Raw genomic sequence first — 24,426 nt, forward strand, 5'->3', positions numbered from 1 at the left:
CTTGTTGAACGTTTGCAGTTGCCAGACCGCAAACTGTTTTAACAAATCAAAAGGGGTTTTTATAACTGGCTCAAAGCTGAAAGCTTTACGGAACCTCCAGCCTAGCTGGAGGTTTTCTGTGCATAACAAAAACCTCCGCGCCTGGCGGAGGTTGCTCCTTTTTGATGACAGGGAACCGCTTAAGCGGTTAACGTTACTGCCCTGTCCTCCATGGCTTGTCGCCAGCCTCCCAACCAATGAGACCGGGCGTCCAACGATTGGTAGGGACAAAGTTCCCTGGAACGCCCTGAAATACCTGCTTGATATCCGCGTGAATGCGCCCTTTCCAGACGATCGCGTTTCTGTCTCTTCATCATGCCTCGTTTCCCTCATTTTTTGTCTGGTGGAAAGAAAACAGTGGTCAATTTCTGCGCAGTTGCAGAGCACTTTATGCCCGACCACCTTTAATGAATAGACCCTATTGAACAGAAAATCAATGAGCAAATTTCACACTCATGTCATATTTGTGAAGCAGAACCGCGAATATCGATAACATATTACTGTGAAATATCACGTTTTAACTTTTTGATGAAAAAAGAAAAACCCCGGATTTTTCACCCGTATTGCAGTGAAATATCCGGGGTTTAGGGCCTATCCCAATAGTGCTAGTGGATAGGCTCTTAGGCCATCTTGTTCCAGCTTATTACTTTAGCTGCGCTGCGATTTCGCTGGCCTGCTGCTGCCAACCTTTTGCCAACGTTCTCACCAGCGCATCGTAACCATCTTCCGTCTGAATCATCTCCTGACTGAAGTAGCGGGTGATAGTTTGCCGCTGATGATTCAGCGTCCAGTGGCCGCTGACGATCACTTTGCCATCGTAGCGGCCATGGAATCCGGTGACGGTGACGTTCAGCACGTCATGATTACTGCTCTGAGGCCGTGAAGAAATCACCCAACCGGGTAACGCGCTGCTCAAATTACCGATCAGCGCCTGCTGCAGTTGCTGTTCCAGCGGGCTGGCCCACAGATTGTTGGCAGCAATGACATACTGCACATCTGTCGTCTGATAGACCAGACCTGGATTGTTCAGGTAATCCGCCACGCCGACGCTTTCAACCCATAACTGGCGCTGGTTCGCCGTTGTAACGCTGTTACTCACACTGCTGGCCGGTGCCACCAGCGTCGGCAATTGATAGTAGGTTTTCTGACTGTCACTGCTGCAAGCGGTCAATAAGAGCGCCAGTACAACGGGTATCCATTTCATCATTTCTTGGCCTTCTTAGGCTGTGGATCCTGACTACCTGCGGCTTCGAATACCAGAGCATTGCTCTTGTCGTTCAACGTCCGCAGTACGGGTTGTAACTCACGCAGAACCTGATCAAGCCGCTGCATATCCGCCACCATTTTGCTGTACGCCGGAGAGCCCGGTTGGAAACCCTGCATACTGCGGTTGAGTTCAAGCAATGTTTTTTGCATATCCGCAGGCAACTCTTTCATTGACGGACTGGCGATCACTTGATTCAGCGCCGCCATGGTCTTCTGCGTTTCCTGCAAGGTACGCTTGCTCTGAGCCAGAGTCTCTGTCGCTTCCGTCACCATAGGATTCAACGGCAAGCTGTTGATTTTATCCAGCATGGTCATCACTTTCTGCTGAATCTGCGCCAATCCACCACTCACTGTCGGCAGTAGCACATAGCCACCGACCTCTTTCGGACCGGTGAACGGCTTGGCTTGCGGATAGAAGTCCAGATCGATGTACAGCGCCCCGGTCAGCAAATTGCCTGACTTCAGTGCAGCGCGTAATCCACGCCCCTCACCGACTTTGAGGTGCTCATCCAGATTGAAATGATCGCCCAATTGTTTGTTGAAACGGCCTGGTTCGATACGGATCAGCACCGGGATTCGGTAGTCCGAGTCCAGTTTCTGTTTCACGCCGGGAATATAGAATGGCACCTCGCTGACGGTACCCATGCGGATACCACGGAATTCAACTGGTGCACCTGGCTGTAGCCCCCGCACTGAGTCAGCAAAGAACATCACGAAATCGCGATGCTCGGTGTAGAGCGAATCCTGAATGCTGTTCTGGTTCTCGAACAATTTATACTGCGCATATTCTTTGGCGGCACTTCCCTGCTCCCAACCATTAGGCACATCAAAACTGACGCCACCGCTGAATAAGGTCGCCAGCGAGCCCATCTCAACCCGCATCCCCTGCGCCGACATATCAAAGTTGACGCCACTGTCCTTCCAGAAACGGACGTTGCTGGTCACCAGGCTATCATAAGGTGCATGGATGAAAAGCTGATACCGCATCATGCGGGCTTTAGGATCAAAGTCACTGGTTTCGACAGAGCCGACGCGATAGCCACGGAACAGCACCGGATCGCCCGCGTTGAGCTGACCGGAGGTATCGCTGTCCAGCTCAATGCGGATACCTTTGGCGTCCGGCGACGCAAGAGGCGGTGCATCCAGCAACGCGTATTGGTCCCGTTTCCCCTCTTTCCGCCCCGGTTGCAGTTCAATAAAGGCTCCCGAGAGCAAGGTGCCCAATCCTGAAACGCCTTCACGGCCGATTTGCGGTTTTACCACCCAAAATGCCGTGTCGGTGTTAAGCAGTTTTTCCATTCCCGCATTGAGACGGGCGGTAATGATCACCTGATTCAAATCGTCACTCAGCGTGACGGTCTCAACCATACCCACGCCCACACTGCGGCTCTTGATCGCCGTTTTCCCAGCCTCAATCCCTTCAGCGGACGTCGTGACCAGCGTCACCACCGGCCCCTGATGGCTGAAATGATAGAATAAAACCCACGCGCCAATGAGCGCAGTTACTATGGGAACAATCCACACTGGTGACCAGCGTTTGATTTTTTCCACATCGGCGATACCGCTATTATTTGCCGTCACCATGCCGCTCCTTTTGAGTACTTACATTCACACGATCCCAGGTCAAACGAGGATCAAAGGTTACTGCGGCAATCATGGTAAGAATCACCACTCCCGCGAATAACAATGCACCAATATCCGGGTAAATACTCATCAACTGCCCCATACGGACGAGGGACGAGAGTACCGCAATAACAAACACGTCAATCATTGACCAGCGACCAACAAATTCCACCAACTCATAAATAATGTGCATCTTCTCGCTGTCGCCATTCCCCTTGCCTGTTGCATCCCAGCACAACCAGCCAATGGCGATCATTTTCAGCGTCGGCACCATGATACTGGCGATAAAAATCACCATGGCGACGGGATAAGATCCTTCGCCCCACAGCAGCGCCACACCGCTCATAATGGTCGAGGTTATCTGGTTTCCCAACGCCTGGGTAATCATGATCGGCAGAAGGTTTGCCGGAATATAGAGCATGATGGAGGTCACCAACAGCGCCATCGTCCACTGCAAACTGTTTTTACGCCGTGCATGGCCTTTGGTGTGGCAGCGCGGGCATACGTAGGTATCCATGGGCAGAATGGCCGTGCAGCAGGTACAGGAACGCAGTCCCTGGGTCAATCCGCTCTCGCCCACGCGCAAGGGTTGACGGGCCAACGGCTTGGGCATTGGCGCGATTTGCTGCCATAACCAACGGCGGTCGAAACACTGGAAAGCGCGAACCTGCAATACACAGAACAGGCAGTAGGGAATAAAACTGTTGCCAATGCCGATATCACCGTAGGCCATCAATTTCACAAAACTGACCAACACACCGGCGAGAAATATTTCCACCATACACCAGGATTTCAGCGTGAAAAGCACTCTGGCGATACCGGTCTTGATACGAAAAGGCAGCCGTACTTTCTGGCAAAGCAGGATGATGGTTATCATGCAGAACGTCGGCACCAACTGCACAAAAATCATGAACAGCGTCGCCATACTGGCGTAATCGTCCGACACCAGAACACCGGGGATCTGTATCAGGGTGATTTCGCTGCCAATACCCGCCACCCGCATGTTTACAAACGGGAAAAGGTTTGCCAGCAACAGCATGAACAACGCGCTGATGGCGTAACCGGTAGGCTGCATGAAGGGTTCAGCCCAGCGCGAATATAATGTCGTTTTACAGCGCGGGCAGACCGCTTTTTTACCAACCGCCACATCGGGCAGTGCCACCAGCAAATCGCATTGGGGACATAGCATGTGGTTATCGTGGGGCTGAGAACACACTAGGGAACTCCTCAATGAGTGAATGGCAATGACTCAAAAAACGGGCTGCAGCAAGCGCAAACAGCCCGTCAACGTGGTTAGCCGTTCCTTTGCGCCTCGAGTTCTTCCCAGCGGGTAAATGTCACGTCAAGTTCGTTCTCTGCCGTTGCCAGGGCGTCGATCACTTTCTGCGTTTCACTGTGTGGTTTGCTGAAGAATGTCGCTTCACTCATCTGTTCCTGAAGTGCCGTTATCCGGCTCTCCAGCTCTTCAATACGCTGTGGCAACTGATCAAGCTCGCGCTGTTGATTATAACTCAGCTTGTTGGCTGTGCGCTTCGCTGGCTCATTTTTTGCGGTATTGTTGCTTTTAACGGGCGTTGGAGCCGGTGCCGACTGGCGAATCGGCATGGCTTCCGCACGCTGCTGATGCGCATCATGATAGCCACCAACAAACGTCTTGATGACGCCGTTGCCTTCAAAGATCCAGCACTCCGTTACCGAGTTATCAACAAACTCACGGTCATGGCTGACCAGCAGCACGGTGCCCTGATAGCTGTCGATCATCTCTTCCAGCAATTCCAGCGTTTCGACGTCAAGATCGTTGGTCGGTTCATCGAGAATCAACAGGTTACTTGGACGCAGGAACAGACGCGCCAACAGCAGGCGGTTACGCTCACCGCCCGACAGGGCCTTGACCGGGGTCATCGCACGCTTCGGATGGAACAGGAAGTCCTGCAAATAGCCGAGAACGTGACGCGAACGGCCATTGACGATCACTTCCTGTTTACCTTCAGCCAGGTTATCCATCACTGTGCGTTCTGGATCCAGCTCGGCGCGGTGCTGATCGAAATACGCCACCTCCAGTTTGGTCCCACAGTGGACCCTGCCGCTGTCGGCTTGCAGTTGACCCAACATCAGTTTCAACAGCGTGGTTTTGCCACAGCCATTCGGGCCGACCAGCGCGATTTTGTCACCACGCTGAACTTGCGCACTGAAATCACGAACCAGCACTTTGCCGTCGATCTGGTAATTGACGTTTTCCAACTCGAACACAATCTTGCCGGAGCGGGTGGATTCCTCGACCTGCATCTTGGCCGTGCCCATCACTTCGCGGCGCTCCGAACGCTCACGACGCAGGGCTTTCAACGCCCGGACGCGCCCTTCGTTACGGGTACGCCGCGCCTTGATTCCCTGACGGATCCACACCTCTTCCTGCGCCAGCTTGCGGTCGAATTCGGCGTTTTGCAGCTCTTCGACGCGCAGCGCCTCTTCTTTGGTGGTCAGGTAAAGCTCATAATTGCCCGGATAAGAGACCAGTTTGCCGCGATCGAGATCGACAATGCGCGTCGCCATATTGCGGATAAAGGAACGGTCATGGGAAATAAAGATAATGCTGCCCGGAAACTCTTTCAGGAAGCCTTCCAGCCAGTTGATGGTTTCGATATCCAGATGGTTGGTCGGTTCATCGAGCAGCAGAACTTTCGGCGAACTGACCAGCGCACGGCCCAATGCCGCCTTGCGCAACCAGCCACCGGACAGTGACGAAAGCTCGGCTTCGCCGTCCAGGCCGAGTTGCTCCAGCACTTCGTGAATACGGCTATCGAGCTGCCACAATCCCTGATGATCGAGGATCTCCATCACTGCCGCCATGCGGTTCAGGTTCTTCTCGCTCGGATCGGTGCCCACCAGTTGCGAAATGGCGTGGTAAGCCTTGATATGCTCGGCCTGTTCCGCCACGCCTTCGGCGACAAAATCAAACACGGTACCCGCCACATTACGCGGCGGATCCTGTTGCAAACGGGCGACGATCAAATCCTGCTCGTAAACAATACGTCCATCATCCAGCGGAATATCGCGGTTGAGGATTTTCAGTAACGTGGACTTACCCGCGCCATTACGGCCAACCAGACACACGCGCTCATTCGGCTCGATGTGTAATTCAGTATTATCCAACAACGGTGCATCACTGAACGACAGCCAGGCACCTGACATGCTAATTAACGACATAAACTTTATTTTTCCTCGCCGGCGCGGGTCAGCAGCCAGCAGTTGTGAATCTGACGATTACGGGCGAAATCCTGGGATAAGGTTTGCGATGTGATCTCTTTTGCCACCAGCCCAATCTGCGCCAGCCCGGCGAGATCCATCTGGAAGCCCCGTTTGTTGTTGGAAAACATGATGGTGCCATTCTTGCGCAGCAGGCGCGTAAGGTGTTTCATCAGCGCCAAATGGTCACGTTGTACATCAAAATTATCCGCCATCCGTTTCGAATTGGAGAACGTTGGCGGATCGATAAAGATCACGTCGAATTGTTCGTTGGCTTCTTGCAGCCACGACAGGCAATCCGCCTGAATCAAACGGTGCTGACGCCCGGTCAGGCCATTGACGCGCAGGTTCTTCTCGGCCCACTCCAGATAAGTACGCGACATATCGACGGTGGTCGTGCTGCGTGCACCGCCCAGCCCGGCGTGGACGCTGGCCGTTCCGGTATAGGCAAACAGGTTGAGGAAGTCCTTGTCCTTGCTCATTTCGCCCAGCATACGCCGCGCGATACGGTGATCGAGAAACAGGCCGGTATCCAGATAGTCGGTCAGATTGACCCATAACTTGGCGTTATACTCTTCCACCAGCAGGAATTCGCCCTTCTGGCTCAATTTCTCATACTGATTCTTGCCTTTCTGCCGTTCACGGGTTTTCAGAATCAGTTGGTTGGAAGGCAGTTCCATCACCGCCAGCGTGGCGTTGATCACGTCAAACAGACGTTGCCGCGCTTTCTGGGCGTCGACGGTTTTCGGCGGAGCATACTCCTGCACCACCACTTTGCTGCCGTAGCGATCGACGGCAACGTTGTAATCCGGCAGATCGGCGTCATAAATCCGGTAACACTCCACCCCTTCCTGCGCCGCCCATTTTTCAAGCTTGCGTAAATTCTTGCGCAGACGGTTGGCGTAATCCTCGGCCAGCGATGAACCTGCCGTTCCGCTGGCATTTTCAGCCAACTGGTAGTTTTTCTGCACGCAGTCCAACGGGCCGTTTTTCGCCTTGAACTGGCGCTCGGCACGCAGTTGCAGGCAGCTCAACAGCTCTGGCGAGGCGCTGAACAGCGAAAGTTGCCAGCCGCCAAATTGGGTCTTCATGATCCGGCCAAGCAGATTGTGCAAGGCCACCAGCGCGGGCTCGCTCTCCAGGCGTTCGCCATACGGCGGGTTGCTGATCACCGTACCCACCGGGCCTTCCGGCAGCGGATTCACCAGCTTGCTGACTTCAGCGTGGGTAAAACCGATCAACTCCGCAACGCCCGCACGGCGCGCATTGGACTTCGCCATTTCAATGACGCGACGATCGATATCCGAGCCGAAGAAGCGTGACGTCGTCTCCTGCAAACCACGGCGGGCGCGAACCTGCGCTTCGGCGAGCAGTTCACGCCACAGATCGGCATTGAAACCGTTCCACGCGGTGAATCCCCAGTGCTGACGATGCAGCCCCGGCGCGCGATCCGAGGCGATCATCGCCCCTTCAATCAACAGCGTGCCGGAACCACACATCGGATCCAGCAACGGCGTGCCACTCTGCCAGCCGGAACGCAGGACAATTGCGGCGGCCAGGTTTTCTTTCAACGGTGCCTGACCGGCCAGATCGCGGTAACCGCGCTGATGCAGGCCCTCACCGCTCAGATCCAGCGCCACGCTGGCGGTATCACGCTGTAAAAATACGTTGATGCGAATATCCGGCTGCTGCTTGGCCACGGTTGGACGTTGATCCATTTTCCGCGTGAAGCTGTCGACAATCGCATCTTTCACCTTAAGTGCGCCATACTGGCTGTTGCGGATCTCTTCATTGGTGCCGGTGAAATGCACGGCAAAGGTTTTGTCCACGCCAAACGTCGCTGGCCAATCGATGGACATCACGCCCAGATAGAGATCGAGATCGCTATGGACCTTGAATTCATTCAGCGGCAATAAAATGCGCGAAGCCAGGCGGCTCCACAGCAAACTTTGGTACAGCAGGCGATCGTCCCCCTGAAAGTGTACCCCGCCTTGTACTATTTTACAGGCATGGGCGCCCAGCGCTTCCAGTTCGCTTTTTAACAGTTCTTCCAGACCACGCGCCGTGCTGGCAAACAGAGAGTTCATATCGACTTATCACCAAAAAGAAAATTGTTGCGCATTATAGCTAATCCCACCCGCTTGTCATAAAGTTGCTCCTTTCTATTTAATACTGGCACGGAGACTAAGGTGATCACCTTATCCAGACTCTTCATTCATCCGGTGAAATCCCTTCGCGGATTGCAGTTGTCCCAGGCATATGCCGATGCCAGCGGACTGGCAATGGATCGGGCATTTATGCTGACCGAACCTGATGGTACGTTCATTACCGCGCGCCAGTATCCCCAGATGGTGCTTTTCACCCCCGCGCTGTTGCCAGACGGCCTCTTTATCACAGCACCCGACGGCGCAAGCGCCACCGTGCGCTTGCGTGATTTCACCGGCACAGGTCAACCGACCGAGGTCTGGGGAAATCATTTTACCGCGTTGATCGCCCCAGATGCGATTAATCAATGGATCAGCGGCTATCTAAATCGCGAAGTGCAGCTACGCTGGGTCGGCCATGCGCTGACCCGCCGGGTGAAAAAGCATCCGACAGTACCTTTATCCTTTGCCGACGGCTACCCTTTCCTGCTGATTAACGACGCCTCGTTTTTCGAGCTGCAACAGCGCTGCCCGGCCAGTATCAAGATCGAGCAGTTTCGCCCCAACCTGGTGGTCAGCGGCGCAACAGCCTTCGCAGAGGACGGTTGGCAGGTGATCCGCGTTGGTGAAGTGGTGTTTGAGCTCGCCAAACCCTGTAGCCGCTGCATTTTGACCACCGTAAGTACCGAGCGCGGGCGCAAACATCCTTCTGGCGAACCGCTGAAAACGCTGCAATCATTCCGCACGGCAGACAACGGTGACGTCGATTTCGGCCAGAACCTGATCGCCCGCAACAGCGGTATCATTCGCGTGGGTGATACCGTTGAAGTTCTGTCAACCAAACCGCCCCGTCCCTATCACGCCGGTCAGGTCGTCGACAGCGTTGAAGCTCCGCAGACATCGGCCCAGAGTTTACGCATAAGCTATCAAGGCACAACTTTTACCGGGAACAATCAGGATATTTTGCTTGAGCAGTTGGAGCAGAACGGTTTCCACATCCCTTATTCGTGCCGGGCGGGTCTTTGCGGAACCTGTAAAATGACGCTGGAGAGCGGACAAGTCGCGCCACTGAAAAAAAGTGCCATTGGCGAGCAGGGCCAGATTCTATCGTGCAGTTGCATTCCAGTGAGTGATATTAAACTGGCGTAATACGGGATCAAAAGGAAGGAAATAACGCTACGCAAGCAGAAGCATCATGCTTGCGTAGGGCTAGACAGCCTGATCGTAAGCCGTTGCCGACGAATCGACATCGCGGACGGGCTGCAACCGGTCATGCATCACTTTGATGGCATCACCGAGAACCATGGTTTTTCCGGCAAAACACAACTGGGTCTGCGCCAACAGGCAGAGACTGGCGTTATCGCCGGAATCAACCACCAGCAACCGCGCCTGCTCCCCGCTTTCCATCACCTGGACTTCGGCCAGATCGCCATTCCTGGGACGAAGGCTGTGGCTATATTGCGCAAAATGCCAGCTCTTCGGCATTAATGGTTTCAGGAATTTAAACGCGACCAACGCATTCAATACCAATTCAGCACGTTGCTCCTGCCCTAATTTGATTTTTTGGCATTGTTGTTCGTAATCAAAATAGAGTGCGGCATCGTCAACGCAAAATGCACATTCAGCAAAGGCATCAGGCGTTAACATTTTTGCCGGAAAGCGTGAGCGGAATATCATGCCATTGGCTAAATCCAACATCAGCCGATCGTGTTCAGCATCAAAAAACCAACGCCAATTATCGTCAGGTTTGATCTTCATTTTTTTACCCTTTCACACTGCATCGAAATTAAAAGTACGTTTCATCCCTATTTTGACTGCGATAAATCAGGCAAACCATTTATGGATAATGAAGTACAGTGGACAAAATATAGACGAGCCGGGGGCAGAAATAAACCCCCGGTGAGCGCAGAATGCAAATTATCAGAGATAATTAACGATATCTTTAATCAAACGTGGTCCACGGAAGATAAATCCGGAATAAATTTGTATTAATGACGCACCCGCTGCCATTTTTTCCCGGGCGGCAGTTAATGAATCAATGCCACCGACGCCAATAATCGGCAGACGCCCCTGTAGCTCCTGTGCCAGCAGGCGGATGACTTCCGTGCTGCGCAGTTGCAGAGGGCGGCCACTCAATCCACCGGTCTGTTCACAATAATTCAGCCCCTGGATCAGTTTGCGATCCAGCGTGGTATTTGTGGCAATAACGCCGTCAATATTATGGCGAACCAAACTGTCGGCAATTTGGATCAACTCTTCCGTAGAAAGATCCGGCGCGATCTTTACCGCGACGGGGACATATTTGCCGTGCAATTCGTGAAGCGCTTTCTGCTTATTTTTTATCCCGGCCAGAAGATCGTCCAGGGCATCACCGTACTGCAATGTACGCAGTCCCGGCGTATTGGGTGAAGAGATGTTGATCGCTATATATCCGGCATGCGGATAAACTTTATCCATACAGATCAGATAATCATCTTTGCCATTCTCAACCGGCGTATCTTTATTCTTGCCGATATTAATGCCCAGAATTCCACCATAGCGGGACTTCTTGACGTTATTTACCAGATTATCTACGCCATGATTATTGAAGCCCATCCGGTTGATCAAACCTTCAGCTTCAACGATCCTGAACAAACGCGGTTTATCATTTCCGGGTTGTGCGCGAGGCGTTACCGTACCCACTTCGATAAAACCAAATCCCATTGCGCCCAAGGCATCAATGCAATCACCGTCTTTATCAAGACCCGCAGCCAAACCCAATGGATTTTTAAATGACAATCCCATACAGGATACAGGCTTGGCGGGAACAGATTGACGAATCAGAAACTCGAACGGCGAGCCAGAAATACGGCTCAATTGGCGGAAAGTTAATTCGTGTGCACGCTCGGGATCGAGCTGGAAAAGCGCTTTCTTGACGAGGGGATAATACATAAAATCTCCTAAGCTCCGGTAGCAAGCAAACCGGGGGCGTATTATCAGGCATCCCCTACGTAAATGGAATTGATTCGCGACAATAAAAGCGCGATCCGCGCAACCGATTTCCTATTTTAACCCCCGGTCGCGCAACGAGGGGCGATCCGACACCCCGGTCCACAATAAAGTGCGCGTTGACGCACCTCAATTCTTCAGTTTTGGATCCAGCGCGTCCCTCAGCCCATCGCCCAGCAGATTAAACGCCAGCACGGTCAGGAATATCGCCAGACTGGGGAAAATCGCCACATGCGGGGCGATCACCATATCGGCGCGGGCTTCATTGAGCATCGCGCCCCACTCCGGGGTCGGCGGTTGCGCGCCCATTCCCAGAAATGACAGGCTCGCGGCGGTGATAATCGACGTTCCGATACGCATGGTGAAATACACCACGATCGAGGAAATGGTGCCCGGCAGGATATGCCGCATCAGAATGGTCCAGTCAGACGCGCCAATGCTGCGCGCCGACTCGATATAGGTCTGGTGTTTCAGCACCAGCGTATTGCCACGAACCAACCGGGCAAACGCCGGAATACTGAATATCGCCACCGCAACGATCACGTTGGACATGCCGCTGCCCATGATAGCCACCACGCCGATCGCCAGCAGGATACCGGGGAAGGCAAACAGCACGTCGCAAATACGCATGGTGATGCGGTCCCACCAGCCTTCGTAATAACCGGCCAGCAAACCAAAAAAGGTACCGACCAGCGCGCCGAGCACCACGGAGAAAATCCCGGCTGCCAGTGAAATCTGCGCGCCCATCAGGATGCGGCTGAAAATATCCCGACCGAGCGAATCAACACCCAGCCAGTGCAGCGATGAAGGCCCTTCATTGAGCCGGTCATAATCAAAATAATTCTCGGCGTCAAAAGGCACCAGATAGGGCGCCAGTGCGGCGACGACGATCAGCGCCAGCACAAACAGCCCGGCGATCATCGCAACGCGCTGCTTGCAGAAACGACGCCAGAACTCGTGCCACGGCGTGCGGACCTTCTCTTTTATTAGCAACGATTCTTTGGTTACGACCGGCATCGCCGCCTGCCCCGCATCTCTTCGCCAAAATTTCATGCGATCCCTCATTTATAGCGAATGGATGGATTGATAGCGGCGTACAACATATCAACCAGCAAATTGATGAGAATGAACTCCAGCGAGAACAGCAGAACCTCGGCCTGAATCACCGGGTAGTCGCGCATTTCGACAGAGTCCACCAGCAAGCGGCCGAGTCCCGGCCAGTTGAAGACCTTTTCAACCACAATCGAACCGCCAAGCAGAAAACCAAATTGCAGCCCCATCATGGTAACCACTGGAATCATCGCATTGCGCAGTCCGTGTTTTACCACCACCAGCGTTTCGCGCACCCCTTTGGCACGCGCCGTCCGCATATAATCTTCCTGCATCACCTCAACAAACGAGGCGCGGGTGAAACGCGCCATCACCGCAGCGACCGCCGCGCCCAAGGTAATCGACGGTAAAATATAGTGCCGCCAGCTATCCGCGCCGACGGTCGGCAACCAGCCCAATTCGACAGAAAATACCTGCATCAGCAGCATACCCAGCGCAAAGGCCGGGAAAGAGATCCCTGATACCGCCAGCGTCATGCCCAACCGGTCCGGCCAGCGGTTGCGCCAGACCGCCGACACTATGCCAATGCCCATACCAAAAATGACCGCCCACACCATGCTGCTCAGCGTCAGCCACAGCGTCGGCAGGAATCGCTGCGCTATCTCGTCAATCACCGGTCGCTTGGAGACCATCGAGGTACCGAAATCACCGCGCACGATGTTGGCAAAAAAGCGCAGGAACTGCTGCGGGAGGGGTTTATCGAGTCCCAAATCCTGACGCACCATCTGGACCACCGCCTCATCGGCATCCTGCCCGGCGGCGAGTCTGGCCGGATCGCCCGGCAAAAGGTGAACAAAAAGGAACACCAAAATCGCCACGATCAGTAGCGTCGGGATCAGCCCCAGCAAACGTTTAAGAAAGTAATTCAGCATTCGATGCTACCGGGAATCAACGACGTCATGCCGCACCTGCTCCAGTGAATTTGATCTGCGTTCGTTGGGAGCCAACCTGCGCTGGCTCCCGGCAATGCTTTACTTCACGTCCGCATTATCGAAACTGAACGACGTATCCGGCATGACGTAGAAACCACTCAGGCGTTTATTATTCGCCGAGACCAAACGTTCGGTCACCAGGAATGCCCACGGTGCGTCAGCCCAGATCTGATCCTGTGCCTCTTTGTACAAACGCTGTTTTTCACCGCGATCGGTGGTTGCCAGCGCGTCGGCCAGCGCTTTGTCCACTTTCGGATTGCTGTAGAACGCCGTATTGAACTGTTTTGGTGGCGCAGACTGCGTCGCAAACAGCGGCGTCAGCGCCCAATCCGCTTCGCCCGTGGAAGCCGACCAGCCGGTGTAGAACAAGCGCACGCCGGTCTCTTTGACGCCGACACTCTCTACCTGCGCAGCACGCTGCCCGGCATCCATCGCGGTAACCTGCACTTTGATACCGACCTGCGCCAACTGCTGCTGGGTAAACTGCAACACTTTCTGCGCGGTGCTGTGGTTATGCGATGACCAGAGCGTGGTGGTAAAACCGTTCGGATAACCGGCTTCTTTCAATAGCTCACGGGCTTTGGCCGGATCGTAAGGCCACGGTTTGTATTTGACGGAGAAGTCGATCCCTTCCGGTACGGGCCCTTCGGCGGGCACGGCAAATCCGGCAAAGGCCACTTTGATCAGCGCGTCTTTGTTGATGGCGTAATTGATGGCCTGACGCACTTTCACATTATCGAAAGGTTTTTGCGTGACGTTGAAACTGATGTAGCGCTGCAATATGGACGGTGAGGCAACCAGATGCAATTTGTCGTTATGTTCCAACACCTTGGCTTGTTCGTAAGGGATGGGGAACGCAAAGTCGGCTTCACCGGTTTGCAGCATCGCGGCGCGGGTGTTGTTGTCAACGACCGGACGCCAGGTGATGGTATCCAGCTTCGGCTCGCCCTGCTTCCAATAGCCGTCAAATTTCTTCACTTTGACAAAATCGGTCTGATTCCAGTTCACAAACTGGTACGGGCCAGTGCCCACCGGATGGAAGCCGATCTCTTTGCCGTACTGCTTCAGCGCCGCCGGAGAGATGATCACCGCTGACGGATGCGCCAGGTTATTGATAAACGCCGAGAACGGCGCTTTCAGGGTAATTTTGACCGTCGTCGGATCGACCACTTCGGTTTTATCGATCATCTTGAACAGATTGTAACGCTTGAGGCGATTGTCCGGATTACTGGCGCGATCCAGGTTGATCTTGACGGCTTCGGCATTGAAATCCGTCCCGTCCTGGAATTTCACGTCCGGATGCAATTTGATGGTGTAGGTCAACCCGTCGCTGCTGGCTTCGTAGCTGTCAGCCAGCACATTGACCAGTTTCATGTCTTTGTCGAAACCGAACAGCCCCTGATAGAACGACTTGGCGACCGCCTGCGACAAACTGTCATTGGCGTCGTAAGGATCGAGGGTCGTAAAGTTGGAGGCAACAGCAACGACCACGTCTTTGGCCGCCCAGGCCGAACCGGAGGACAACGCAGCCAAAACGGCCACCGCCACCAGCGCCTTGCGGGTAAAGGTCTTCTGAATCATGTTTACGTTCTCCTTGAAAATCCCAGTCAGTAAGCACCGGCGATCGGATGGCGGGCAACAAAGTGCCCTTCACCCACCCGCACTAATGGCGCAATAGTCGGTTCATCTCCCAATGCCCGGATCGGACTTGGGATTTCATCTACCAATAATGCCTGTTCACGATGGCGCTGCGCCGGATCGGCGACCGGTACCGCCGCCATCAATTTTCGCGTGTAAGGGTGTTGCGGGTTTTCAAAGATGGCCCGGCGCGAGCCAATCTCAACAATTTGCCCCAGATACATCACCGCAACGCGATGGCTGATCCGCTCAACGACGGCCATGTCGTGGGAAATAAACAGAAACGCAATGCCAAATTCACGTTGCAGATCCATCAGCAAATTGACGATTTGCGCCTGAATCGAAACGTCCAGCGCGGAAACCGATTCATCGGCAATCACCACTTTGGGGTTGAGCGCCAGCGCGCGGGCAATGCAGATCCGCTGGCGCTGACCGCCGGAAAACTCATGCGGATAGCGTTTCGCATGCTCGGGCAAAAGACCCACCCGCTCAAGCAGCCAGGCCACGCGATCTTCGGCCTCTTTGCCGCGCGCCACCTTGTGTACCAGCAGCGGCTCCATGATGGAGAACCCAACGGTCAGGCGCGGATCGAGGGAAGCGTAGGGATCCTGGAAAATAAACTGGATGTCACGCCGCAAATGTTGCAGCGCGGAACCTTTTAAATGGGTGATGGGCTGGCCGTTGAAAACAATCGTGCCGCTGCGGCTGTCGACGAGTTTCAGCAGCGAGCGGCCGGTGGTGGATTTACCGCAGCCCGACTCGCCCACCAGCGCCAGCGTTTCACCGGGATAAAGGTCGAAACTGACTTTCTCCACGGCGTGAACCTGCCGGGTGACGCGGTTGAAAATACCGCTGCGGATATCAAATCGCGTCACCAGATCCTTTACCTGCAAAATCGGTGCCGCGCCGCTTTTTATCGTATCCTGTTGAAGGCCGTTCTGCGGCAAGGATTCCAGCGGAGCCGTAGTGGGCGGCGTGGCCTCCTGCGGTGTGTGCAGTAACGGAAACCGCGCCGGGAAATCGCGACCGGCCATCGACCCCAATTTGGGCACCGCGGCCAGCAACGCTTGCGTATAGGGATGTTTGGGCGCCCTGAACAGCGCATTGACCTCACCGACTTCCACTTTATCGCCCTGATGCATCACCAGCACCCGATCGGCGATTTCCGCCACGACGCCCATATCATGGGTAATAAAAATCACCCCCATGTGCATCTCTTTTTGCAGCACGCGGATCAGTTGCAGGATCTGCGCCTGAATAGTCACATCCAGCGCGGTGGTGGGTTCATCGGCAATCAACAGCGACGGTTTGCAGGAGAGCGCCATCGCGATCATCACCCGCTGGCGCATACCGCCGGAGAGCTGATGTGGAAAGCGGTCAAGGATATTGCGTGCTTCGGGAATGCGCACCAGATCCAGCATATGCAGCGCTTCCTGCCGGGCGCTACGGTGATCTTTCCCTTGATGCAAACGAATGGATTCCGCAATCTGCTCGCCCACCGGAAAAACCGGATTGAGCGAGGTCATCGGCTCCTGGAAGATCATCGCCATGTCGGCACCGCGCAGCGTCCGCAGCGTGGATTGACTGGCTTGCGCCAGATCCACCACCGCGCCTTTGCGGCGGCGAAACAGCATTTCCCCGCTGATGATATCGCCCCCGCCCTGCTCAACCAGACGCATCAGCGCCAGCGACGTCACCGACTTGCCTGACCCCGATTCGCCGACGATCGCCAGCGTTTCCTGGCGGTGCAGATCGAAACTGAGATGGCGGACGGCATCAACCTGTTGCTGATCGTTGCTGAACCGCACGCTCAGGTCACGCACTGACAGCACCTGATTTTCAGCCAGCGGTAATCCGCCGTTGGTTGCTGCCGCCATAACCATCAGCGATAGATCCCGACGCTGGCCGCATCACCGACGTAGCCGAAGCCGCGGTACATGCCTTCGCTGTTGAAAGGCAGTGCGATATTGCCGTCGCGATCGACCGCGATAAGTCCACCGCTGCCGCCCAGCGCCAGCAGTTTTTCCATCACCACTTTATCGGTCGCCTGTTGCAGGGAAAGGCCACCGTATTCCATCAGCGCCGACACGTCGTAGGCCGCCACGGTGCGCATGAAAATTTCGCCTGTACCGGTGCTGGAAACCGCCACGGTGGCGTTATTGGCGTAGCATCCCGCGCCGATAATTGGCGTATCACCCACGCGTCCCACCTGTTTGTTGGTCATGCCGCCGGTCGAGGTGGCCGCAGCCAGATTGCCTTGGGCATCCAGGGCCACCGCGCCGACCGTGCCAAATTTGCGATCGGGATCCAGCGGATCGTTTTGCGACAGCGATTGCTCGCTCGCCCCATCGTGATCGAGCACTACGCGGCCCTCATCGGCCTGCGCCCGCTGAAGCTGCTGATAGCGTGCCTCGGTGTAAAAGTAGTCCGGCGGCACCATTGCCAAACCCTGACTTTGCGCGAACTGTTCAGCACCTTCTGCGGTGAACATCACATGAGGACTGCTTTCCAACACCGCCCGGGCTGCCAGGATCGGATTGCGGATACGGCTGACGCAACTGACCGCCCCGGCATCGAGCGTTCTGCCGTCCATTACGCAGGCGTCGAGCTCGTGCGTTCCCCGGTTGGTGAACACCGCACCTTTGCCAGCGTTGAACAGCGGGCACTCTTCCAGCAGACGCACCGCTTCTGTTACGGCGTCCAGCGCACTGCCGCCCTGCGCGAGAATATGCTGCCCGCTGGCAACAATCGCGGAAAGCGCCTGAATGAATTCCTGTTCTTTCTCTGCACTCATTACGGCACGGGTAATTGCCCCTGCGCCGCCGTGGATCACGATGACTGGTTTGCTCATCAGTTACTGCACCCTGTCTGAATATCCGTTTGGCACAGCGATGATCGGCTGCACAATAAGGGGATTATTTTGTTATGGAATCAGTGACATGTTTTGTGAAATCAACAATATAATATAGTCTGGCACCAGACGGCTTTTATTGCCGTTTTTTTGACTATATTTAGCCGGGCGGCGTAAGTAAAGAAGAAACTGAATCGAGTCCGTTTGTGGCAATTGCTTAGAATATTCAGCGATATAAAACAAAAAAAAGGCATAAGGGCAGGAGAATATCGGTGGGAATATTTATCCCTCCTCACCATCAGGTGATAATCACCTGATGGAAAGAGTAGCCCGGAATAATACGTGGGAATGCGCTAAGCCATTGAAGCATTCTGCGGGAGATTCAGTTCACGATTGCTGATAATAATATCCACATCCTGCAACGAACAGATCCGCGAAACACCCTGACGCCACACTTTGCTTTTATCCAGCAATAACAGCGACTGCGCCGATTTCTTTACCAGCATCGCTTTATAGTCTGCATTGGTTTCGTTGGAATCCCACAGCTCACCGCTTTTATCCAATCCCTCGCAAGAGAACATGAACAGATCGATGTCGTAATGTTTCAGCAGTGAAAAAAGGGAGGGATTGACATAGGATTCATCTTTGCGCTGCAACGCACCACCGGAACTGATCACCTGAATATTTTGCCTGCGCTCCAACTCATGCAGAATGCGCACGCTGTTGGTGAAAACGGTCAATGTAATATCGGGTAATTTTCTGGCGAGATACCAACAGGTTGAGCTGGCGTCCAGCGCCAAAATCATATCTGTTTCAATGTAGGCCAACGCCTGACGCGTAATATCGTCTTTGTCGCTGTAGTGGCTTTTCACCCGGTGATTGAACGGAATCCCAATGTCATCCTGTTTGATGATGCGTTTGGCCTTGCCGTGACGCCGCAGAATCAGCCCTTGCTCCTGCAATTCACTCAAATCACGGCGGATGGTTTCCCGGCAAACGTTGAGATGTTGCGACAATTGATTGACGCTCAGCACGTCGTGTTCAGCAATAAGACTCAGCAATTCTTCGTGGCGGGTATTTTTCATCGGTAGGTTTAGCTCCAATGGCTGGCTTCACTTACGGGTTTCGTAGAGCTTACCTTCCTGATGAAGCAATTATTGGGATCGTTCTCATTTTTTTGGGAAATAGATCACACAAATGACCCACCGTGAGGAAAAACAGGCGAACAACTCGATGGGTACAGGATTTTTATCCCGCATGAGTTGTCCGCCCTTCGCGCTAACGCCGATTATTCAGCGTGCGGTTTCAATGGCTTACCGGCGAATTCCCGTAGGTTGAACAGATCGTGGTCGTTGCGTTGTTCGCGCGCATCTGGCATGCCGAGCTTGATACGCAGCGCAACGAAATCACGCATGGACGCGGAATTCACCTGTTGGATAGGAATATTCAGTTGGGTAGCCAGCAGCAGGATACGGCAATAGGCATCGACGTTTTCCAGTTTCCAATAAGCATCTTCCACATGGCTGCCCCAGACGATAACGCCGTGGTTTTCCATAAAAATACATTGATGATCCGGGGAAACGGACCCGACGTTGCAGGCATTGTCCGGCGTACCCGGCGTGGCATATTTCGCCAGAGCCACTTCGCCATAAAAAATATCCGGTTCAGGCATGATGCCAGTGGGCGGTACGGTGCCGGTGATGGCAAACGCGTTGGCGTGTACCGGGTGCGCATGCACACAGGATTTGGCGGCAGGCACGCGCTCCATAATCCCCAGGTGGGTTTTGATTTCGCTGGTGGACGGGCGTTTACCGGCTTTCTGCCGGCCCTGCATGTCGACGAGGCACATATCGTCCGGCGTCATGAAGCCTTTGCTGATAAGCGTTGGCGTGCAGAGGATCAGGTTGTCACCGACGCGCACCGAAATATTGCCGCCGTTGCCGTCCACATACTCTTTCTGCCACATACGCTGGCCGATGCTGACGATACGCTGCTTGATCACCTGTATCGCATCACTATAGAAAAACTGGTTCACTTCCTGCGGGGTTTGCGGATCTTTGCCTTCCACCCAATTGAATTCGAGTTTCGGTAACGGGGGGGAAATTGACCAATCAGACTGACTCATAATATGTGCTCTCATGTTGGATAGTGATCCGCGCATGACGGGGTAACTGATATCCGCTCCCGCTGCTTTCGCGTTGACGTAATAATGCTAAGGCGATTACGCAGGCAGGGAACCTAAATGATCGGAGATATGCGTCGCCACTCGGCATGACGGAGCATATTGTGATGAAAGTCACGTTTGGCAGCCGATTTCACTGCCCGTTTTGACTGTTTTTTAGTCACCTTAAAACGTTCAATTGCCCGATTTACCGGGCCCGTTGGCAAAACGGTAATCGTTGTGCTGCCCATTTGAGTATCAAGCCTTGCCATATGCCATAATAGGTCATCTAACGATTTATCACTTTTCGTGGCCCATGAGACGCACAGGCACGGAAAGCCATGGAGCGCAAATGAATAGCTTGAACACTTCCGATTTACTCTCCCTTGAACAGGCGTTGGCGAAGATGCTTGCGCAGATTACCGCCCCGCAAAAGACCCAACGTATTCCCCTCACGGCTGCCGCAGGCCGCATTACCGCTACCCATGTGACCTCCCCCGTCAATGTGCCGCCTTTTGATAACGCTGCGATGGACGGCTATGCGGTGCGATTGCAGGATCTCAAATCAGGGATTCCCCTGCCCGTGGCGGGCAAAGCCTTTGCGGGCACCCCGTTCAGTGGCGAATGGCCAGCAGGCAGCTGTATTCGTATCATGACCGGTGCGCCCGTTCCTGCGGGTACCGAAGCGGTGATCATGCAAGAACAGGTGGTCGTCACAGAAGCAGGCGTGCGGTTTGCCGAACCCGTCAGGCCAGGCCAGAACATCCGGCTGATTGGTGATGACTTTAAAAGCGGTGACACCGTACTGCCGCAGGGCGTGCGCCTCGGCGCGTCGCAATTGCCGCTACTGGCCTCGCTGGGCGTAGAGGAAGTGGAAGTGTTTGGGCAACTGCGCGTGGCGGTATTTTCTACCGGCGACGAACTGCAACCGGTCGGTACGCCGCTGCAAGAAGGACAAATCTACGACACCAACCGTTTCGCAGTGCGCCTGATGCTGGAGAAGCTCGGCTGTTCGATACTGGATCTCGGCATCGTCCGTGACGATCAGGCCGCATTGCGCAAAGCGTTTGAGCAGGCCGATGACTGGGCCGATCTGGTGATCAGCAGCGGCGGCGTATCCGTGGGTGAAGCCGACTACACCAAACAGATGCTGGACGAACTCGGTGAAGTGAGCTTCTGGAAGCTGGCGATTAAGCCCGGCAAACCTTTTGCTTTCGGCAAATTGCACAACGCCTGGTTCTGCGGGTTACCGGGAAATCCGGTCTCTGCCGCCCTGACCTTCTACCAACTGGTGCAACCGCTGATCGCCAAACTGGCCGGGCAGAACAACTGGTCGCTGCCTCCAAGACTGAAAGCCAAAGCGACCGCACCATTAAAGAAAACGCCAGGGCGCCTCGACTTTCAGCGCGGCTTTTTCACGGTGAATCGTGAAGGCACGTTGGAAGTGCAAAGCACCGGGCACCAAGGCTCACACGTGTTCAGTTCGTTCAGTCTGGCGAACTGCTTTATCGTGCTGGAACGCGAGCGCGGCTCCGTCGCGGCGGGTGAAACCGTCGATATTGAACCCTTCAATGCGCTGTTGAGGAACTGATCATGTCCGCGGGATTCAGTGAACTCAGCGCCAGCGAAGAACTGCGCTACAACCGCCAGATCGTGCTGCGGGGTTTTGATTTCGACGGTCAGGAGAAACTCAAGGCATCGCATGCGCTGATCGTCGGTCTTGGTGGGCTGGGTTGTGCAACCGCCCAGTATCTGGCCGCGGCCGGCACCGGCCAGTTAACGCTGGTGGATTTCGATACGGTGTCGCTGTCGAATTTGCAGCGCCAAATCCTGCATACTGATGCCCGCATTGGCTGGCCGAAAGTGGATTCCGCCGTCGTCGCCCTGCAACAGATTAATCCGCATATCACGCTGCACCCCATCGCCCGCCAGTTGCAAGAAGCAGAACTGGCCGACGTGATCGCGAGTGTCGATGTGGTGTTGGATTGCACCGACAACGTGGCTATCCGCGACAGCCTGAACCAGATCTGCTTTGCGCTGAAAAAACCGCTGGTGTCCGGTGCCGCTATTCGTATGGAAGGCCAACTCAGTGTATTCACTTATCAGCCTGACGAACCCTGTTACCGCTGCCTGAGCCGCCTGTTTGGTGAAAACGCCCTCACCTGCGTCGAAGCCGGGGTGATGGCACCGCTGGTCGGCACCATAGGCACGTTGCAGGCGATGGAAGCCATCAAACTCATGACCGGTTATGGCCGCGTGGCGACGGGGCGTTTGTTGATGTTTGACGCGATGACCCTGCAATTTCGCGAAATGAAACTGCCGAAGAATCCGCATTGCGAGGTGTGCGGCAGCGCGCCATAAAAGGCCGCTGCCTTAGAGTACAGACATAAAAAAACCCGCAAAATGGAGTGCCCCCATAAAGTTGGACGGTTTCTACTTTATACACTTCAAAGAGGCGGGCAATAAAAGCCCGCAATTGCGCGCCCTAATTGCCCACCGCTGCATCGTTTACCTTCCTATGCTTTATTGCGAGATACGGTTAATGAGGCGTATCACCAGGCCTGATATCCCGTTTCGAATATTTTATCGCCCGTGAACAACGTCTGCCGCCAAATTCGAAGTCAGTATGAGGGCCTACTCAGTCTAATTTCATCGTTAAAGGGTTTCTTATGGCTCAATGTTCCTGGCTCTCAACAACTCAGATTACTTGTCCGGCAACACGCTGAAGACAGAGCGTCTGGTCGCCGACGGCACAACAGTGTATAGCACCGACTCGACGGATTGCTGATGAACGAACTGCAGGGCGCGCTGAGTTCGACCTATGTGGAGACATTGGCCTGCTCCTTCCAGAGCGGCACTGACGGACAGCGTGCAGCTAATCGGGAGTGACCAGCAGGGCTCGGTGATCCAGATGGCGACCCAAGTGAAGTTGCCTGGCGGGTGTACGACCCTTACGGATACAGCAAATAACTCCAGAGACATCGCCTGAATCCGTGCGCCCCCGGCTCACGCCCGGAAGCTACGATATGAAAACCGAGGATTTGATTATGGCTATAAAAGACACGGCGTTTACGATGACCATCACCGAGCAAATGAATGCGGATGGCCGTTATCCGAGCGTCAGTACCACCTCTGCGGACGTCACCATTACGCTGAATTTTGATACCAAGGGGGGTGCGGAAAAGGCCGGTTCTTATTTGATTATTTACCTGCCGGACGGATTCGAGACCGACAGTGCGGACATACCCGGTGTGCCAGTTGACTCCTGGAATTGGAGGACTGCCGGGGACTTCGTTAAAATCGATGTTCTGGTTGACGGCTTTGTTTGGACGTCCTGCGTGCTGAATCTATTTATAGCTGGCGACTATCAAGGCCCCTACAACACTCAGGTGACACTATCCGTCGAGTATTATCATGCCGATAATTTTGCTACCCCCACGGCGACCCTCCAGGCCGGTATGTTTATCGAGCCTCATACCACTATTATGAATAACATTTCACTAGGCTACACTGGTCAGCGCCGTTCTGCATTATCAGGATCCTACGTGTTAGGTAATGGATACCGGGGATTTAACCCGGTAGTGAAGCGGTTTGCCAGTCAGGATACTATGAGCCCGTTTGGGCCGGGTGGGGTGCATGGGTATGCGTACTGCGGGAGTAATCCAGTTAATCATGCTGACCCGTCCGGGCATCTTTTCTGGGAGCTGGCTGTTGCATTCGAGGGACTTATTGATGGCCTAGAAGCCAGTGATGCAGAAAATTTTGCTATCAAAGAAGGTGTCGATATGGCTGCAGAATCGATTTCCACGAAGAAACTAGCAAAAGGGAGTACCTTATATAAATCCAGCGTATTTGAAAACTTTAATCTATCTCTTGCTGATGAATCTGACAATGACTGGAGCGGAACATATTTTGCTCTAAATGAGAACGTCTCAGAGGGTTATCTAGCAGATTATATAAGTCCTGATAATAAGATGGCTTACCTTCACAAATTCGAAGTTATAAAAGATATCAAGTTATTTCAATTTAGCGATACTTTTTTAGCTGATGGAACTATTCCTCAAGAAGTGAAGGCCAAGAAACTTAAAGAGATATTAAAGACTAAAGGTATATTCCGTAACAATCGGGTTAAGGAATCTGAAAAATTCACCCAAATTCTTGAAACTCATGGCTACGGTTACAAAGGGTCTGTTACTGAAGGTGAGCATGAGATCATCCTGAGAAACAATTTAAAAATAAGGCTTCGTAGTGTCGGAACAACAACGTATGTATATGATGCACATGAAATAATGGGTTATAAGAAAATTTGAAACCCATTTCCGATCCTGGATGGGCACGTTATTTTCATCTGGATGGTTTTGACCACCAGCATATCCCGTCAAAAAGAGGTGACCACAATCGCCTGGGTTTTGCTGTTCAGCTATGTACCTT

At 53.9% G+C, this 24,426-nt stretch carries 19 protein-coding genes and 1 pseudogene; 5 read left to right on the forward strand and 15 right to left on the reverse strand.

Annotated features, from left to right (window positions below):
- Window positions 1–179 precede the first annotated feature (179 nt).
- From rmf to rlmKL, 6 genes are all read right to left on the reverse strand, one after another.
- The gene (rmf, locus tag DRI82_RS21950; RefSeq protein ID WP_114196059.1) at window positions 180–353 is read right to left on the reverse strand and encodes a ribosome modulation factor; all 174 of its coding nucleotides are present in this window, start codon (window positions 351–353) and stop codon (window positions 180–182) included.
- Window positions 354–682: 329 nt separating this feature from the next.
- Entirely contained in the window at window positions 683–1,246 is a 564-nt protein-coding gene (gene pqiC, locus DRI82_RS21955) for a membrane integrity-associated transporter subunit PqiC (RefSeq protein ID WP_114196039.1), read from the reverse strand.
- Entirely contained in the window at window positions 1,243–2,886 is a 1,644-nt protein-coding gene (gene pqiB, locus DRI82_RS21960; RefSeq protein ID WP_114196060.1) for an intermembrane transport protein PqiB, read from the reverse strand. The genes pqiC and pqiB overlap by 4 nt, the downstream gene beginning before the upstream one ends.
- Complete coding sequence (gene pqiA / locus DRI82_RS21965) at window positions 2,873–4,144, reverse strand: membrane integrity-associated transporter subunit PqiA (RefSeq protein ID WP_114196040.1); 1,272 nt, start codon at window positions 4,142–4,144, stop codon at window positions 2,873–2,875. Before pqiA ends, pqiB begins: the two co-directional genes overlap by 14 nt.
- A 77-nt stretch (window positions 4,145–4,221) precedes the next feature.
- The gene (locus DRI82_RS21970) at window positions 4,222–6,132 is read right to left on the reverse strand and encodes an ABC transporter ATP-binding protein (protein ID WP_114196041.1); all 1,911 of its coding nucleotides are present in this window, start codon (window positions 6,130–6,132) and stop codon (window positions 4,222–4,224) included.
- 5 nt (window positions 6,133–6,137) lie between these two features.
- Complete coding sequence (gene rlmKL, locus DRI82_RS21975) at window positions 6,138–8,258, reverse strand: bifunctional 23S rRNA (guanine(2069)-N(7))-methyltransferase RlmK/23S rRNA (guanine(2445)-N(2))-methyltransferase RlmL (RefSeq protein WP_114196042.1); 2,121 nt, start codon at window positions 8,256–8,258, stop codon at window positions 6,138–6,140.
- A gap of 102 nt (window positions 8,259–8,360) precedes the next feature.
- Here rlmKL and DRI82_RS21980 point away from each other — a divergent pair, with 102 nt between their 5' ends.
- Window positions 8,361–9,464: a YcbX family protein gene (locus DRI82_RS21980; RefSeq protein ID WP_114196043.1), complete on the forward strand. Its 1,104-nt coding sequence runs from the start codon at window positions 8,361–8,363 to the stop codon at window positions 9,462–9,464.
- A 60-nt stretch (window positions 9,465–9,524) separates the two neighbouring features.
- On the opposite strand, the gene DRI82_RS21985 is transcribed toward DRI82_RS21980, so the two are convergent.
- The 9 genes from DRI82_RS21985 to DRI82_RS22025 form a co-directional block, all read right to left on the reverse strand.
- On the reverse strand, window positions 9,525–10,073 hold the full coding sequence (locus tag DRI82_RS21985) for a cell division protein ZapC (RefSeq protein WP_114196044.1): 549 nt from the start codon (window positions 10,071–10,073) through the stop codon (window positions 9,525–9,527).
- A gap of 162 nt (window positions 10,074–10,235) precedes the next feature.
- Window positions 10,236–11,246, reverse strand: coding sequence for a quinone-dependent dihydroorotate dehydrogenase (pyrD, locus tag DRI82_RS21990; RefSeq protein WP_114196045.1), 1,011 nt, complete (start codon window positions 11,244–11,246; stop codon window positions 10,236–10,238).
- Window positions 11,247–11,432: 186 nt separating this feature from the next.
- Complete coding sequence (gene gsiD, locus DRI82_RS21995) at window positions 11,433–12,356, reverse strand: glutathione ABC transporter permease GsiD (protein WP_114196046.1); 924 nt, start codon at window positions 12,354–12,356, stop codon at window positions 11,433–11,435.
- 8 nt (window positions 12,357–12,364) lie between these two features.
- Window positions 12,365–13,285: a glutathione ABC transporter permease GsiC gene (gsiC, locus tag DRI82_RS22000; RefSeq protein ID WP_114196047.1), complete on the reverse strand. Its 921-nt coding sequence runs from the start codon at window positions 13,283–13,285 to the stop codon at window positions 12,365–12,367.
- A gap of 99 nt (window positions 13,286–13,384) precedes the next feature.
- Window positions 13,385–14,926, reverse strand: a complete 1,542-nt coding sequence (gsiB, locus tag DRI82_RS22005) for a glutathione ABC transporter substrate-binding protein GsiB (RefSeq protein ID WP_114196048.1) — start codon at window positions 14,924–14,926, stop codon at window positions 13,385–13,387.
- Between the two features lie 26 nt (window positions 14,927–14,952).
- The gene (gene gsiA / locus DRI82_RS22010) at window positions 14,953–16,860 is read right to left on the reverse strand and encodes a glutathione ABC transporter ATP-binding protein GsiA (protein WP_114196061.1); all 1,908 of its coding nucleotides are present in this window, start codon (window positions 16,858–16,860) and stop codon (window positions 14,953–14,955) included.
- A gap of 5 nt (window positions 16,861–16,865) precedes the next feature.
- On the reverse strand, window positions 16,866–17,834 hold the full coding sequence (locus DRI82_RS22015; RefSeq protein ID WP_114196049.1) for an isoaspartyl peptidase/L-asparaginase family protein: 969 nt from the start codon (window positions 17,832–17,834) through the stop codon (window positions 16,866–16,868).
- A 353-nt stretch (window positions 17,835–18,187) separates the two neighbouring features.
- A complete protein-coding gene (gene fucR / locus DRI82_RS22020) occupies window positions 18,188–18,919 on the reverse strand; it encodes an L-fucose operon activator (protein WP_114196050.1) in 732 nt (243 codons plus the stop codon).
- Window positions 18,920–19,122: 203 nt separating this feature from the next.
- Complete coding sequence (locus tag DRI82_RS22025) at window positions 19,123–19,959, reverse strand: class II aldolase/adducin family protein (protein WP_211317706.1); 837 nt, start codon at window positions 19,957–19,959, stop codon at window positions 19,123–19,125.
- 388 nt (window positions 19,960–20,347) lie between these two features.
- On the opposite strand from DRI82_RS22025, the gene moeA reads away from it, so the two are divergent.
- The 4 genes and pseudogenes from moeA to DRI82_RS24830 form a co-directional block, all read left to right on the forward strand.
- Window positions 20,348–21,586: a molybdopterin molybdotransferase MoeA gene (moeA, locus tag DRI82_RS22030; RefSeq protein WP_114196052.1), complete on the forward strand. Its 1,239-nt coding sequence runs from the start codon at window positions 20,348–20,350 to the stop codon at window positions 21,584–21,586.
- A 2-nt stretch (window positions 21,587–21,588) separates the two neighbouring features.
- Window positions 21,589–22,356, forward strand: coding sequence for a molybdopterin-synthase adenylyltransferase MoeB (moeB, locus tag DRI82_RS22035; protein WP_114196053.1), 768 nt, complete (start codon window positions 21,589–21,591; stop codon window positions 22,354–22,356).
- A gap of 665 nt (window positions 22,357–23,021) precedes the next feature.
- A complete protein-coding gene (locus DRI82_RS24160; protein WP_211317707.1) occupies window positions 23,022–24,305 on the forward strand; it encodes an RHS repeat-associated core domain-containing protein in 1,284 nt (427 codons plus the stop codon).
- Window positions 24,302–24,424: pseudogene (locus DRI82_RS24830) on the forward strand (DUF4158 domain-containing protein); the annotation flags it as partial. The gene DRI82_RS24160 and the pseudogene DRI82_RS24830, both read left to right, overlap by 4 nt.
- Between the last annotated feature and the right edge of the window lie 2 nt (window positions 24,425–24,426).

The organism is Edaphovirga cremea (assembly GCF_003332275.1).
Taxonomy (GTDB): Bacteria; Pseudomonadota; Gammaproteobacteria; order Enterobacterales; family Enterobacteriaceae; genus Edaphovirga; species Edaphovirga cremea.